The 16,983-nt window shown below is 40.8% G+C and carries 6 protein-coding genes; all 6 read right to left on the minus strand.

Going from position 1 to position 16,983, the window contains the following annotated elements; all coding sequences use genetic code 11:
- Positions 1-14: 14 nt before the first annotated feature.
- Positions 15-9,851, minus strand: coding sequence for a gliding motility-associated C-terminal domain-containing protein (locus I6J02_RS00570; RefSeq protein WP_201679917.1), 9,837 nt, complete (start codon positions 9,849-9,851; stop codon positions 15-17).
- 593 nt (positions 9,852-10,444) lie between these two features.
- Positions 10,445-11,992: a helix-turn-helix domain-containing protein gene (locus I6J02_RS00575; RefSeq protein ID WP_201679918.1), complete on the minus strand. Its 1,548-nt coding sequence runs from the start codon at positions 11,990-11,992 to the stop codon at positions 10,445-10,447.
- Positions 11,993-12,051: 59 nt separating this feature from the next.
- A complete protein-coding gene (locus tag I6J02_RS00580; RefSeq protein ID WP_201679919.1) occupies positions 12,052-13,128 on the minus strand; it encodes a helix-turn-helix domain-containing protein in 1,077 nt (358 codons plus the stop codon).
- Entirely contained in the window at positions 13,125-14,111 is a 987-nt protein-coding gene (locus tag I6J02_RS00585; protein WP_201679920.1) for a helix-turn-helix domain-containing protein, read from the minus strand. Before I6J02_RS00585 ends, I6J02_RS00580 begins: the two co-directional genes overlap by 4 nt.
- 382 nt (positions 14,112-14,493) lie before the next feature.
- Entirely contained in the window at positions 14,494-16,377 is a 1,884-nt protein-coding gene (locus I6J02_RS00590; RefSeq protein ID WP_201679921.1) for a monovalent cation:proton antiporter-2 (CPA2) family protein, read from the minus strand.
- Positions 16,377-16,970, minus strand: coding sequence for an NAD(P)H-dependent oxidoreductase (locus I6J02_RS00595; protein ID WP_201679922.1), 594 nt, complete (start codon positions 16,968-16,970; stop codon positions 16,377-16,379). The genes I6J02_RS00590 and I6J02_RS00595 overlap by 1 nt, the downstream gene beginning before the upstream one ends.
- Between the last annotated feature and the right edge of the window lie 13 nt (positions 16,971-16,983).

The following is a 16,983-nucleotide window of genomic DNA, read 5'->3' on the forward strand; positions in this document are numbered from 1 at the left end:
AATGAATGATTCGATTAATTACGTTTGATCAGTACCCAACCTTTATGCAATTGTTTCGTACTGCCTTTATGTGTCTCAATGATATAGTAGTAAGTCCCTTCGTTAAGACCTTCTCCTACCCAGTTGTTGTCGTATCTACTATTTCTATAGACTTCATTCCCCCATCTGTTGATAATGGTCATCTCGACACGATCAAATCGTTCTATTCCTTCAATCTCAAATTTATCATTCTGACCATCTCCGTTTGGTGTAAAGACATTCGGAATATGCAATGGCAATGGTGATACGGTTACATTGTATTGCCCGCTGGCATCTACTGCATTTCCTTTTCCGTCTTTCGCTTTCACAAAGGCTGTATTTTCAATTTCAGCCAAATCGAAATCGGATTGTATAACGACATATTCTGTAGTAAATACTTCTTTCTGCCCTGGTGTCAGCTGATTAATTGTTTTAGACAATTTGGTCAGCGGATCTGTTACTTCAACACTATACAGAATCTTATTTCCTGTGTTTTCAACAGTAATGGTATACACAATCTTATCCCCTCTCTCTTTGACTTCTTTACGGTCTCCTGTTTTGACAACAGTCACACCTGCCAGATTATCTACCGGAGTTTCTATCTTCGCCTCAGGCTGATAAGGTTTTCCATCCGGATCCTGTGCATTTACTTTAGCAATATTAACAAGAACACCGTTTTCGATTTCGTCCTGTGTCACCTTATGTGTCAGACTGAAACTTCTGGTTGCTCCTACAGCAAGAACAGCTATTTTCTCATTCCAGGCAGGGAACATAACATCTGTCAATACCAGATTATTAAATTCTACACCACCCGTATTTTTAACTGTAATCGTATAGGTAATCTCTTCACCAGCTACTTTTACTCTTGATCTGTCTGCAACTTTCACAATCTCAAGCTTAGGCTCTACTACTGTGATTCTGACTACCGTATTGCTACAGTTTGCAGGATTCAATACTTCACAGATCGTGTACGGATATTCGTAATTGCCTGCCGGTGTTTCCGGTGATACCGTGATTGTTCCGTCAGGATTCATCGTGATTCCTTTGTTTGGCGAAGTACCCGGAGTCAGTTTAACTTCAGCCGGTACAACTGGTTTGCCGTTCAGCTGATCGTTATCCAATACACTCGGAATTGTTTTTCCATTCTTACCGTTTACAGGAACTGGCGTATCGCTGTTAGCTTTGATTGGCGCAGCTTCTACAACTACTGTTACTTTCGCATCGCTGCAGTTTGCAGGATTCAATAGCTCACAAATTGTGTACGGATACTCGTAGACGCCTGCCGGTGTTTCCGGTGATATTGTGACCGTTCCGTCAGGATTCATCGTGATTCCTTTGTTCGGTGAAGTACCCGGAGTCAGTTTAACTTCAGCCGGAACAACTGGTTTACCATTCAGCTGATCGTTATCCAATACACTGGTTGTGCTTCCGCCATCTTTTCCGTTGATAGCCGGTGGCGTATCGTTATTCGCTTTGATCACGGCTGCTTCTACAACTACTGTTACTTTCGCATCGCTGCAGTTTGCAGGATTTAATAGCTCACAGATCGTGTACGGATACTCGTAGATGCCTGCAGGTGTTTCCGGTGAAACTGTGACCGTTCCATCAGGATTCATCGTGATTCCTTTGTTTGGTGAAGTACCCGGAGTCAGTTTAACTTCAGCCGGAACAACTGGTTTGCCGTTTAGCTGATCGTTATCCAATACGCTGGTTGTACTTCCGCCATCTTTTCCGTTGATAGCCGGTGGCGTATCGTTATTCGCTTTGATCACGGCTGCTTCTACAACTACTGTTACTTTCGCATCGCTGCAGTTTGCAGGATTTAATAGCTCACAGATCGTGTACGGATACTCGTAGATGCCTGCAGGTGTTTCCGGTGAAACTGTGACCGTTCCATCAGGATTCATCGTGATTCCTGTGTTTGGTGAAGTATCCGGAGTCAGTTTAACTTCAGCCGGAACAACTGGTTTGCCATTCAGCTGATCGTTATCCAATACGCTGGTTGTACTTCCGCCATCTTTTCCGTTGATAGCCGGTGGCGTATCGTTATTCGCTTTGATCACGGCTGCTTCTACAACTACTGTTACTTTCGCATCGCTGCAGTTTGCAGGATTTAATAGCTCACAGATCGTGTACGGATACTCGTAGATGCCTGCAGGTGTTTCCGGTGAAACTGTGACCGTTCCATCAGGATTCATCGTGATTCCTTTGTTTGGTGAAGTACCCGGAGTCAGTTTAACTTCAGCCGGAACAACTGGTTTGCCGTTTAGCTGATCGTTATCCAATACGCTGGTTGTACTTCCGCCATCTTTTCCGTTGATAGCCGGTGGTGTATCGTTATTCGCTTTGATTGGCGCTGCTTCTACAACTACAGTTGCTTTCGCATCGCTGCAGTTTGCAGGATTCAATAGCTCACAAATTGTGTACGGATATTCGTAGATGCCTGCCGGTGTTTCCGGTGATACCGTGATTGTTCCGTTAGGATTCATCGTGATTCCTGTGTTTGGTGAAGTACCCGGAGTCAGTTTAACTTCAGCCGGTACAACTGGTTGACCGTTCAACTGATCGTTATCCAATACGCTGGTTGTACTTCCGCCATCTTTTCCGTTGATAGCCGGTGGTGTATCGTTATTCGCTTTGATTGGCGCTGCTTCTACAACTACAGTTGCTTTCGCATCGCTGCAGTTTGCAGGATTTAATAGCTCACAAATTGTGTACGGATATTCGTAGATGCCTCCAGGTGTTTCCGGTGAAACCGTGATTGTTCCGTCAGGATTCATCGTGATTCCTTTGTTTGGTGAAGTACCCGGAGTCAGTTTAACTTCAGCCGGTACAACTGGTTGACCGTTCAACTGATCGTTATCCAATACACTGGTTGTGCTTCCGCCATCTTTTCCGTTGATAGCCGGTGGCGTATCGTTATTCGCTTTGATCTCTTTCCATGGAAGAGGTGTAATAGTACACGTCTTACAGTTCGGATCTACGGGATCCTTCGGCTGTGTCGGATTCCCGCTCTTCGATTCTCCTGTTACAGGATTATTCTTAGGATCATTCCCTACAGCTACCGCGATATTTGATACATAACCCTGCAACATATCCGCTGCTGTTATAGTATGATATGCTTTAAATGTTTCGGATTGTCCTACCTTTAATTCTGCAATCGTACCAATGTTCTTATTGTCTGCGTTAGCATCTGTAACCTTAACATCTTTCAATGTTACATTACCCGTATTACTTACGACTATATCATATTCTATTTTCTCACCGGCATATCTGAATTGTTGAGAAAGATTAGCCGTCTTCATTACTGTAATTTCACCTTTTCTGTCAAGAGGTGTAATGGTACAGGTTAAACAACCCGGATCAACTCCAGGATCTGTACTTATCGGATTTGGATCTTTTGAAGTAACAGTTACTTTATCTCCGTCAGGATCTTTTCCTTCGGCTGTGGCCAGATTGTAAACTCCACCTCTATCAATATCTTCTTGTTTAATCACATATTCTGCAGAGAATGTAGTTGCATCCGAGCTTCCGGGAGCCAGATCAACAGGCCCTCCTGTTACTGTTACTTTCGGATCATTAATTCTGATCTCTTTAACGGTTACGTTTCCGTTGTTAATAACTTCAAAGTGATACTTAATCACATCGCCCACATTTGTTGAACCATTATTATCCTTATCTACATAAGTACCCGTTTTATGTAATATCAGTGAGGGTTGTTTTGGTAAAACGGTAACGGTTGGCGTGTTATTATCAACTGCTGTTCCCGAAATATCTGTTACATCTCTACCTCTTGGGTCGGTTCCTTTAGCTAACGCTGTATTCGTTACATTTCCAGCATCTATGTCCGCCTGTGTCAATGTGTATGAAGCTGTTGCTGTGCCCGTTTCGCCAGGATTTAACAGTGACGGAATAACCGTTAAGTTGACAATATTTAATTTAGTGTCATTTACTACAAGATTATTTACAATTGTTCCTCCGTTATTGAAAACTTTAAAGGTGTATGTAATCGTCTCTCCCTTCTGAACAGTCTGATCTCCGTTTTCATCATTTAAAACAGATTCCTTAACCAATGCAATAGAAGGAACTTTTACTTCCACTTCTGGAGTGACCGGAACTGTAGGATCGATAGGATCTGTAACAATAGCTGTATTCTTAATAGCTGTTGTTCCTGTCGGAAGATTAGCTTTGACAACAGCTTTGAAGCTTAAGGTCAATGTGCCGTTTGCAGGAACAGTTAAGTTTGTCCAGTTGATCGTGTTACCACTTAGGGATCCGCCGTTTGAAATAGCTGTAGGTGCATTCAGCTCCGCTGCAAGCGCATCACTTACGGTCACGCCAGTCTTCGCAGTACCGTAACTGTTGGTCAGTACGATACGGTATTCCAGTTCATCACCGGATTTTACACTGGTCGGATTACCAACGATACTTTTCACAGAAGTAATCTTTCCTTCTGTCGGTACTTCCACTTCTGGAGTGACCGGAACCGTAGGATCGATAGGATCTGTAACAATAGCTGTATTTTTAATGGAAACTGTACCCGCTGCAAGGTTAGCTTTGACAACAGCTTTGAAGCTTAAGGTCAATGTACCGTTTGCAGGAACAGTCAGGTTTGTCCAGTTGATCGTGTTACCTGTCAACTGACCATTGTTTGAAATAGCTGTAGGTGCATTCAGTTCTGCTGCAAGGGCATCACTTACGGTCACGCCAGTCTTCGCAGTACCGTAACTGTTGGTCAGTACGATACGGTATTCCAGTTCATCACCCGATTTTACTTTTGTTGGATTACCAACGATGCTTTTTACAGAAGTAATCTTTCCTTCTGTCGGTACTTCCACTTCAGGAGTAACCGGAACTGTAGGATCGATAGGGTCTGTAACAATAGCTGTATTCTTAATAGAAACTGTACCCGCTGCAAGGTTAGCTTTGACAACAGCCTTGAAGCTTAAGGTCAATGTGCCGTTTGCAGGAACAGTTAAGTTTGTCCAGTTGATCGTGTTACCACTTAGGGATCCGCCGTTTGAAATAGCTGTAGGTGCATTCAGCTCCGCTGCAAGGGCATCACTTACGGTCACGCCAGTCTTCGCAGTACCGTAACTGTTGGTCAGTACGATACGGTATTCCAGTTCATCACCCGATTTTACTTTTGTTGGATTACCAACGATGCTTTTTACAGAAGTAATCTTTCCTTCTGTCGGTACTTCCACTTCAGGAGTAACCGGAACTGTAGGATCGATAGGGTCTGTAACAATAGCTGTATTCTTAATAGAAACTGTACCCGCTGCAAGGTTAGCTTTGACAACAGCCTTGAAGCTTAAGGTCAATGTGCCGTTTGCAGGAACAGTTAAGTTTGTCCAGTTGATCGTGTTACCACTTAGGGATCCGCCGTTTGAAATAGCTGTAGGTGCATTCAGCTCCGCTGCAAGGGCATCACTTACGGTCACGCCAGTCTTCGCAGTACCGTAACTGTTGGTCAGTACGATACGGTATTCCAGTTCATCACCCGATTTTACACTGGTCGGATTACCAACGATGCTTTTTACAGAAGTAATCTTTCCTTCTGTCGGTACTTCCACTTCTGGAGTGACCGGAACCGTAGGATCGATAGGGTCTGTAACAATAGCTGTATTCTTAATAGAAACTGTACCCGCTGCAAGGTTAGCTTTGACAACAGCCTTGAAGCTTAAGGTCAATGTGCCGTTTGCAGGAACAGTTAAGTTTGTCCAGTTGATCGTGTTACCACTTAGGGATCCGCCGTTTGAAATAGCTGTAGGTGCATTCAGCTCCGCTGCAAGGGCATCACTTACGGTCACGCCAGTCTTCGCAGTACCATAACTGTTGGTCAGTACGATACGGTATTCCAGTTCATCACCCGATTTTACTTTTGTTGGATTACCAACGATGCTTTTTACAGAAGTAATCTTTCCTTCTGTCGGTACTTCCACTTCAGGAGTAACCGGAACTGTAGGATCGATAGGATCTGTAACAATAGCTGTATTCTTAATAGAAACTGTACCCGCTGCAAGGTTAGCTTTGACAACAGCCTTGAAGCTTAAGGTCAATGTGCCGTTTGCAGGAACAGTTAAGTTTGTCCAGTTGATCGTGTTACCACTTAGGGATCCGCCGTTTGAAATAGCTGTCGGTGCATTCAGTTCGGCTGCAAGGGCGTCACTTACGGTCACGCCAGTCTTCGCAGTACCATAACTGTTGGTCAGTACGATACGGTATTCCAGTTCATCACCGGATTTTACACTGGTCGGATTACCAACGATGCTTTTTACAGACGTAATCTTTCCTTCTGTCGGCACTTCCACTTCTGGAGTGACCGGAACCGTAGGATCTATAGGATCTGTAACAATAGCTGTATTCTTAATAGCTGTTGTTCCTGTCGGAAGATTAGCTTTGACAACAGCCTTGAAGCTTAAGGTCAATGTGCCGTTTGCAGGAACAGTCAGGTTTGTCCAGTTAATGGTGTTACCACTTAGGGATCCGCCATTTGAAATAGCTGTAGGTGCATTCAGCTCCGCTGCAAGGTCATCACTTACGGTCACGCCAGTCTTCACAGTACCATAACTGTTGGTCAGTACGATACGGTATTCCAGTTCATCACCCGATTTTACTTTTGTTGGATTACCAACGATGCTTTTTACAGAAGTAATCTTTCCTTCTGTCGGTACTTCCACTTCTGGAGTAACCGGAACTGTAGGATCGATAGGGTCTGTAACAATAGCTGTATTCTTAATAGAAACTGTACCCGCTGCAAGGTTAGCTTTGACAACAGCCTTGAAGCTTAGGGTCAATGTGCCGTTTGCAGGAACAGTCAGGTTTGTCCAGTTGATCGTGTTACCACTTAGGGATCCGCCGTTTGAAATAGCTGTAGGTGTATTGAGCTCCGCTGCAAGAGCGTCACTTACGGTCACACCAGTCTTCGCAGTACCGTAACTGTTGGTCAGCACAATACGGTATTCCAGTTCATCACCGGATTTTACTTTTGTTGGATTACCAACGATGCTTTTTACAGACGTAATCTTTCCTTCTGTCGGTACTTCCACTTCTGGAGTCACCGGAACCGTAGGATCGATAGGATCTGTAACAATAGCTGTATTCTTAATGGAAACTGTACCCGCTGCAAGGTTAGCTTTGACAACAGCCTTGAAGCTTAGGGTCAATGTGCCGTTTGCAGGAACAGTCAGGTTGGTCCAGTTGATCGTGTTACCACTTAGGGATCCGCCGTTTGAAATAGCTGTAGGTGCATTCAGTTCGGCTGCAAGGGCATCACTTACGGTCACACCAGTCTTCGCAGTACCGTAACTGTTGGTCAGCACGATACGGTATTCCAGTTCATCACCGGATTTTACACTGGTCGGATTACCAACGATGCTTTTTACAGACGTAATCTTTCCTTCTGTCGGCACTTCCACTTCTGGAGTCACCGGAACCGTAGGATCGATAGGATCTGTAACAATAGCTGTATTTTTAATAGCTGTTGTTCCTGCTGCAAGGTTGGCATCTACAACGGCATTAAAGCTTAAGGTCAGTTCTGAATTACCTGCTATAGAAAGATTAGACCAGGTTATTGTCCTGTTAGCTGGATTATAAGTCCCGCCATTGGTAATTGCTGAAATCTGTGATAACCCGGCAGGTATAACATCAGACACCTGTACCGGAGTTTTTGCTACCGTATTACTGTTTTTGATTTTAATCTGATAGGTAATAGCTTGTCCGGGTTTTAGGGTTACAGGATTACCTACTATAGATTTTGTAGCGGTCAACAGGTCAATCAACGTAACTGTTGTATTATTTTTAATATTATTACATCCGGCTCCGGCTACTCCGTTACCACATTCAAAATATGGATCTGTAGGAGGTGTATTGATATCCGGGTTTGTGGCGTCCGGATCTGTTACGTCATTGGGACGCATAATAGTTGCGTCTACTGTTATAGGACCGAAAGGTGCAGTACTGGTCGGTTTTACCTTAATTTCGTAGGTAATAGAACAGCCATTCGGCATATTAAGTGCCGAATTAAATTTATTTGATGTTATGGATGGACTTATTTCTCCGCCTCCTGCACATACGGTTTTTGGTGTCGCACTAACGACCTCATAACCTGTGGGTGCATTGAATGAAAAGGGAGCACCTTCTACATCACTTGGTCCGTCATTTTTTACAACTACATTGTATACAATCTCATCTCCTACTTTGACGACTCCGTTGGAAGTGCTGATACTTTCTATTTTGAGATCGGCTACCTTAACCGCTATTTGTGTTTGTAACGTCTCTACCGGACCCAAAATAAAAGTCCAGGTATCCATCGCTTTAATATCTCCAAATGTTCCGCTGGTAGCAGTTGTATTTGCTCCCCATTTATGTCCATTCGCATTCGACCCAGAACTTGGTGTACCATTAGGCAGGACAAAATGACTTGCATTTTTTGGAGATGAATTTGTTCCCGAACTGGTATTCGGAATATCTGTGTCATCCCAATAAACAATATTTGACTCTACTGATGACAGATCATCACTAAGCAATTCCAAGATGATACCATTGGGATTGATCTCCATATCTAAGTATGGGAAATGCACCTCTGCCCCTTGAAGCTGAACACTGATTTTAGCAGGGACATTACCTTGTGGTAATGGGTTTCCTGCTCCATCTTTTCCATCCCACAGAATATTATTGACACCAGCTAATGCTATGCCCGTTAACGTCCGTGCAGGAAAACTCGTGCCCCCGTTAGATTCAATTACAATTTTATATTGTCCGGTATTTCCTGTTTCAAAGGAAATTTTACCACCCTTATTACTAACCTGTCCATTAGTTCCGTCTACACCAATAACTTTCAGTTGTTCCACTTTTGGAACGATTCTGTTATTTCTTAACCAGGTATTACCTCCCGGTACAGCCCCATTAGCTGAATTCGGAAGATCATTTGCCGGAAGAGTATAGAATATTTTGTGCGTGACTTCAGATCCGGAATCTGCTGTACGTGGATCATGTACTCTTCCTGAGAGACTGGATAAATCCATACTCTTGTATAGTGGAGTATTATCTGTAGCTGATTTGAAGAAGCCTTTATTATTAACAAAGAACGTAAAAGAGATTCCGTTATTTCCGTTATTATCCACATTGTAGACATATCCGTCTTTTGTTAATATCTTAAATTTACCATAGAACCCACCGATATTAGAAAAACCGTTTCCTATTGTATAAATATCCATATTAAGAACATTCATATAAACCCGGCCCTTAATCCAGTTTGTTTTAGCAGCATTGGCTACAGAAATATCCCAGGCGGGAATATATACAGCATTTGTAGCCTGTGTCCAGTTACCATTGCCTGAAATATTTTCTCTTCCACCAGAACCGGTACCATTACCATGAGCAAGAAACTCTACCCTGTAAATTCCTTCCTGTGTTACTGTATGGTAGATTGGAGTATAAGCATTCGCCGGAGATGTCTGTCCGGGTAACCTCGGACCTTCAAGTTCGGCAGTTCTGTTACTGATATTTCCAGCATTGTTGCCTATAGTGAGTGCCAGTTCCGTTCCGTTAGGTCCGAACAATTTAATCCTGGCATTAGTACCTGATTGGGCACTTGATGCCAACGTTAGCGTTTCTCCAGACTTAGCATATACATAATGTGTACCAGTCGTAGGAAATGGATAAGCATTTGCATTTACGTCTGTACTTGAACGCAAAGAAGCTCTTCCTCCGCTTACCCCACTCGGATATAAATCTCTGGAACCATCCGCATACGTATTCAATCCCAGGCAAAGAGATATAAATACGAGTACGATGTAAACAATACAATTTTTGTTAAAATTTTGCATATTCGGTTAACAATTATTTGACTTTTCATTATCTTTCCTAAGCAGCATACTCATCAGGGCAACGATGCGGAAGAGGAATCTTCCTAATACAAACTGAGCAGTTTAAGCTCCCTTTTTATACGCTTTACTTTGGCGGGACAAATATTGACAACCTGTCCAAAATCAATGGTCTCATTATCTAAAACTGTTGTACAAGACAATAAATTGAGACAAACGGACTTGGAAATAAATTTTATAATTTATTGAAAATTAGATATTTATAAATTTTTCGTAAAAATCAAAACTGAGAGACACTTGTCTGTCTGTTTTTAAGAAATGAACAGCAGCACATATAGAATTTATAGAAAAAAAAGATTTTCCATATGGATTTTCAGAGCCAAACGGTAATTACATGATGATAAATCAATACTGTAATTATAAGCATACATTATTCTGCATATTGCGAGTGCAAAAAGAGTAATGGATTTTCGGGAAATGATATTGATTTCAGGAGAACAGGAAATTCCTGATCACTTTAAACAAGTGGGCGCATGCAAGAATTACAGATAAGAATTCTTACCTGTTAAGAGGAAAAGATAAAAATTTCGGATCTTTTACTTTGATTCTTCCCGTAAACGAGAGATCAGAACAGACGGAGAGATTCCGGTTACGGCCTTAAATACTGCTGAAAATTTGCTGTGCGAAGAAAAGCCTGCCAGATCTGCAATATGGGAGAGTTTGCAATGTCTTAATTTGGGTTCGTCCTGCAATCTCTGGATGATATGACGTACTCTGTATTCGTTTATATAATGAGAAAAGTCTTTCCCTCTATAGGTATTGACGATGTACGAAAGATAATTGGTATTCGTATGAAGACGTGCTGCTACAGAAGAAAGAGATATTTCTTTGTTAATGAAATAAGACTGCTCTTCAAGCTGTGTTAAGTCACTCAATATGCGTTCTTCTGTTTCCCTGGTAATTCTAAGATCTCTGCTTTCTACTTTTGTCGATTGTAGTCTATCAGATTGACTACCCCGAAGTCCAAATTTCTCAACATCACGTATAATATGATTGAATTTCATATTCTGCATCTTTCTATTCCATATGTAAAATATGAGGCTTACAGCACTAACAATAAACAGAAAAACAGATAGAAAGATCAGATACTTTTTATTTCGGGACTCCGTATGTTGTGTATCGTGAAATTCTTTGATCAGTTGATTAGATATTTTTAATGTCAGATCATTCTTTTTTCTTATTTCTTCCATATAGCGTTCGCTATATTCTACAGCCTTTGTCTGATCATTTGTTAATTTGTAATATGTTGCAAAACTTTCATACAAAAGACTTTTCAGTTCCGCTCTGTCGGATGAAGCAATGTAAACTTCTGCCTGTTTAAAATAGGAATAGGCTTTAGCATATTGCTTTTGTTTCATTTCCACCTCTCCCATTGCTCTGAAAATATAAGGGCGAAGATTGCTTTCCTGTTCCCCTAGCTTCTGCAAAGATGAATTCAGATAGTGTCTGGCCTTTTGCAGATCATTGGTTTCCAGATAACATATCCCCAATAACTGATCATTTGTAGCATGCACAATTATTGCTCTCGGACTTGAAGGGATTTGTTTCAAATGTTGCATCCCGGTTTCCAGTTCCTTTATGGCCTCTTTAAACTTTTTGTTTTCCAGATAATAGAAAGCTCTCTCCTGATAAATATTGGCTGAGGTAAGATCATATCCTTCTTTACCTTTAAGTCTTTTATTTGCCTTTTCGGCTTCTGCAAGGTGTTTTCGTCCCTCTTCTACCAGACCTACATTGCGGAAGGTAGTCGCTATAAATCCGGAAGTCCGGACTGTCCATTCCAGATAATCAAAATCCTTTGCTATTTTTTGTGCCCGGATTGCATTGACCAAAGCTGCGGTAAAATCTCCGGTGCTATGTTTGATATTCGCCAGTAGCATCAGCGATTTAATCTGCTCCTCTCCTTTATTCGCAATGGACAACAGCGAGTCAGCAAGAACATTTGCTCTCTTCACATCTGATGCAATCATTGCGCCGTACACTTTATTGTACACACTATCAAAAGCAGCATTTTCCTGAGCCCGAAGCGGGACTGTCATATACAATCCGATAAGGAGCAGTAAGACAAATCTTATTTTTTTCACGGTAAACAATTATTATAGTAATGGCGTTGAAATCATTTCGTCAGATCAGACAGTATTCCCTAAACAAGCTGGCTTTTGAGCTTCCTCTCTCTAAACATTAAAGGCGTACAAGATTGCTCGTCACGGAAACATCTGTAAAAAGAGGCTTTGGATCTGAATCCGCAATCCGCAGCAAGCTGTTCCATCGAAAGGTTAAAACGCTGATCGGCAAGCATACTGCAGGCATAACGAACTCTCAGCTGATTAACATAGGTGATAAAACTCTGTCCGTAATGTTGTTCAAAAATCAGCAATAGCTGTTCTTTAGGAATTTTTAGATTTTTGGACAGTTTCAACATGTTAAACCTCATATCCAGGTACCTTTCCGGCACTAAATATTCGTCTATACGCTGAATCCATAATTTTCTTTCCTGCTCATCAGGATATATATCCTGCATCCCTTTGTCTGCCCGCCTGACTATTTCGGATACACCTCTTTGTTGATGCATCAACAAGTAAAAATAGTGCAGATAGGCTGCTGATACAGCAATAAACATAGCAAAGAACAACAAGAGGCCGGATAATGAGGATACTGCATCCTGCTTATAAACAATATAGTTGTATGCCACCAACATCATAAAGAAAGCCAGTATAAACAACAATATTACACTGATATAATCGAGATATGCATTACTGTCAACAGATGTTTCGGTCTTTCTTCCCAGATTAAAAATAATGGCAAGTGCGTATACAAACCAAATACCAGCAGTACAGGTATACAGAATACTGTAATAAATATATCCATAATCGGTACGAAAGGATGCAGAAGAGACAAAAAGAAAATAAAACGGAAGCATCAGCACCATAGGTAATAAGTGCCAGATATCCTGTTTGGACCACCCTGTTCTTTCTGTCGCTTTAAATCTAATATAACCACAAGAACCAAATATCCAGCATAAGGGGGAAGCCTTATCTAGATATGAAAGGGAAGGATAAATATAACTGCATACCACTGTAAACAATGTATAAAAGATAAATATTACCAAAATACATTGCGTAACGCGGTCAATAAATGCCGTACTCTTTGTAAACAGTATAAAGCCTAGTGTCACACCGGCCATCAACAGAATAGCTGTAAAAAGTATGGTAGTGATCATTGCTTGATTAGGGACAAGTTTTCTCTGAATTCTGATGGAGTAATCCCCATATACTGTTTAAAGTATTTATTAAAAGTAGTTTTAGAATTAAATCCACACTGAAAAGCTAAAGATTCTATCTTGAGTACATATCCTCCTTCTCTGAATAACTTGACAGCATGTGCAATACGGTATTCGGCAATCCATTCATAAAAATTTTTACCAAGATAATTATTGAGCAATACAGATAGCTGTTGTCTGCTTATTCCGATTTCATCCGCAAGCCGGTCTGCAGAAAGTCCGGTATCCAGATATAACTGCTGTTCTTCTACTGATCTGACCAGATCTTGTCTGTACAGTTCCCAATGTGCTTCTTTCATAGGAACTTCTTCCAGGAATGGAATCTGTGCTATAGACAGTTTCCGTCCCGCAGTATTTGTCTGTTCAAATGATAAGCTTAGGCGACGGATCAGAAAATCAAAACTTAATAATGCAGAAAGAACGGACAGCAGACAGATAATAATCATGGGATCAATATCATAATCAAACTGTAATCTGTGATGCAAAACAAGTGTCAGGAAACCGAATTCAATAGCACAGAAAATAAAAAAAAGCTTAATAAATAAGGACACTTTTACATTCTCTTTAGTTGAAGTCCATTTTTTCATATTCAGCAGTATCATTACCGTATAACTCATACTGGAAGAACATACCAAAAGGGCATTTATCAAAGAATAGGAATAGAACAGAATGGGTGAAGTATCAGCAGTATAAATCCATATTGTACAGAGTATAAAAGGTAAAAAATGGAGCAGCATGTGCCGCATCCGCATATATCTCTTATAAAATGTCTGTTGTATCAGGTACAAGATAGGACCATACAACAGCGAAAACGGAATACCTATATTTAAAAACAGTGCCGCAAGATGCAATAGCGTTAATAAACCGATCAGTAGAATCAGGGAATTAAATACACGATCGGGTAAAATTCTATCAATTTGCATTACTTTATTTAAACATTGAAATAAGATGTAAACTGCTTGATAATATCTTAAGAAAGCTATTAAAAAGAAATCAAAAAGAATACTGGAAAAGGTTTAGGTATTCAAATTGAAAGACAAATATATCGAGACCAATCTTCTTTAGACAAAATAAATTTCAAATAACTACCTACAATTAAAACATTAAACCTTAATGTTATTTTATTTATAAGGTACATATATTAACGCATAAAAAAATAACATTGGTCACTTTTTTTAATTTACGATAAGCTGAAAAATACTAAGAAAACTATCTATACTTCAACAGATTACATTCAATAAGTGCTGCAAGATTTGTATTTATATGTATGATCCGGAATATTAAGCAATAAATAGGAAGATTTATTTAATTTTCCTCTTCTCCCTTTTTACGTTCTGTATCACTCCAGGCATTTTTTACAGAAGAATTATCATCCACAGACATATCATCTAATAATTCATTTTCCAGTTCACGGATAGTTTCCTGAACCATTTGTATGTATTCAGATCCCTTGTCTCTGATACGCGCAAGTTTATATAAAGATTTCTCCTCCAGTTTTGAGAATTTCTGAGAAGCACGATACACTGTATAACGTCTGTATCCAAGTTCAGTCATGACGTCCACTCCCATTCGTAAGGCAATATCTGTTCCGACCCGGTATACACGATCCACATCATTTTCTATAAGATCATAGGCTAGATTTCGTGTGTTTGCTATAGCAACAATTTTGAGATGACTAAAGTGTTTTTTGACCATATGTACCAGTTTCATATGATCTTCATCATTGTCAAATGCGCTGACAATAATACTCGCTGTAGATGCTCCGGCAGATTTCAGAAGGTCATAACGTGTAGGATCTCCGAAATACACTTTAAATCCGTATTTACGTAGCATTTCTACTCGATCACCATTATAATCCAGAATGGTTGTTTCTACTCTATTGAGATGTAAAAATCGGGCAACGATCGTACCGACCTGTCCAAATCCGGCAATAATTACTTTTTTATTTTCATTTACTTCATCAAATTCTCTTTCTTCAGATTCAGGAGGATTTGCCAGATTATTCAGTCGTGGAAGAATCAGCTTATCGGCTACCAGCAACAGAATAGGTGACAAAGCCATACTTACAGCGACCACAGCGACCATAATATTAATGGTTTCTGAACTCAATAACTGAAGCTGACCTATGATACTGAATAAGACAAAAGCAAACTCTCCCATTTGCGCCAGAGAAACAGCCAGAATTATCCGTTGATCTATTTTCAATTTAAAAACTACGGCCAGCACATACAGTACGATAATCTTGACAAGCATAAAAAGTCCTACCCACATCGATATGGTACTCGCTTCCTGCCATACAAAGAAAATATTGATAGAGGCCCCTACCGCTATAAAAAATACTCCAAGCAGAAGACCTTTGAAAGGCTCGAGGTCACTTTCCAGCTCGTGTTTAAATTCACTGTTTGCTAAGACCACACCAGCCAAAAATGCACCTAAAGCAGGACTCAATCCTACTTTCTGCATGATAAAAGCGATAAGAACAATAAGAAGTAAAGCTCCTACCAGAAACAGTTCACGCATACCTGTACGTGTAATAACCCGAAGGATAGGACCTACTATATATTTACCGATCAGTACTACGATAGCAACAGCAGCCAGAAGAGATACAGCTTTAGCCGGACCACTGATATCTGTCAGCCAGGTATCTCCTTCTGTCGTCACAGCAGATGCATTATCAGCAAGTAAAGGCAAGAGGGCTAATATAGGGATGACCGCAATATCCTGAAACAATAATACAGCAAAAGAGCTCTTGCCGGCAACGGTATCCAACCAGCCCTTTTCTCCCAATGACTGCATTACTATTGCAGTGGAAGATAAGGCCAGTGTGAGTCCGAGAACAAGTCCTTCTTTCCACGAAAAGCCCATTAACGAACAGATAGTTGCAATCAACAGCGCTGAAAGAATAACCTGTAATCCACCCATACCTAATATGGGTCCTCTCAACTTCCATAATGTTCCGGGATCTAACTCCAAACCAATAAGGAAAAGCATCATCACAACTCCAAACTCGGCGACATGCATAACATCTTGCGTACCACTACCTACCCATTGCAAAACAGAAGGGCCAATAATTACTCCGGCAATAAGATATCCAAGCACAGAACCAAGACCAAGTTTTTTGGCAATAGGTACAAAAATTACCGCCGAACCCAGATAGGCTATGATCTGAAATAAAAATGATGAATCCATTATGCTTGATCTTTAAGTTGATTTAAATATGAAAATTGCTGTAAAGCAGATGCTTCAAATGTGCCGGACTGCAGTAGCTGTAAGTGAGATATGAAGTGTTCTATATCCTGTTCAATATCTTTGGGGCCTTTACTGAATGTCCCGTCTATAACATACGGAGGTAAATAATGCATATGACAAAGTGCTGCAGTCTGTTTATACGGCAGCAAAAAGTCTTTAAGCGGATAACCGTGATGTCCTCCCTCCTGGTAAGCTTCCATAGTGGCTCCGGTCGTAACCGCATTGAAGATCCACTTGTCTTTGAGGGCGGTTCCTTTTGATCCGTAAGCCCAGTCATGCAGTAAGACCAGATCAATCCATTGTTTGATAATAGGCGGAGCCGAATACCAATAAATAGGATGCATCCATATAATGATATCATGCCGTTCCAAAGCAGCCTGTTCTACCCGCACCGGAATATCAAAATCAGGATATAACTCATACAGATCTCTTACCGAAATATTCGGTAATGACCGCATGCGTCTGATTAATTTTTTATTTACAACAGATTGTTCTAATGTAGGATGTGCAAACAGCACGAGTATCTTCAGCATGTTGATTCAGTTA

Source organism: Sphingobacterium spiritivorum (assembly GCF_016725325.1).
Taxonomy (GTDB): Bacteria; Bacteroidota; Bacteroidia; order Sphingobacteriales; family Sphingobacteriaceae; genus Sphingobacterium.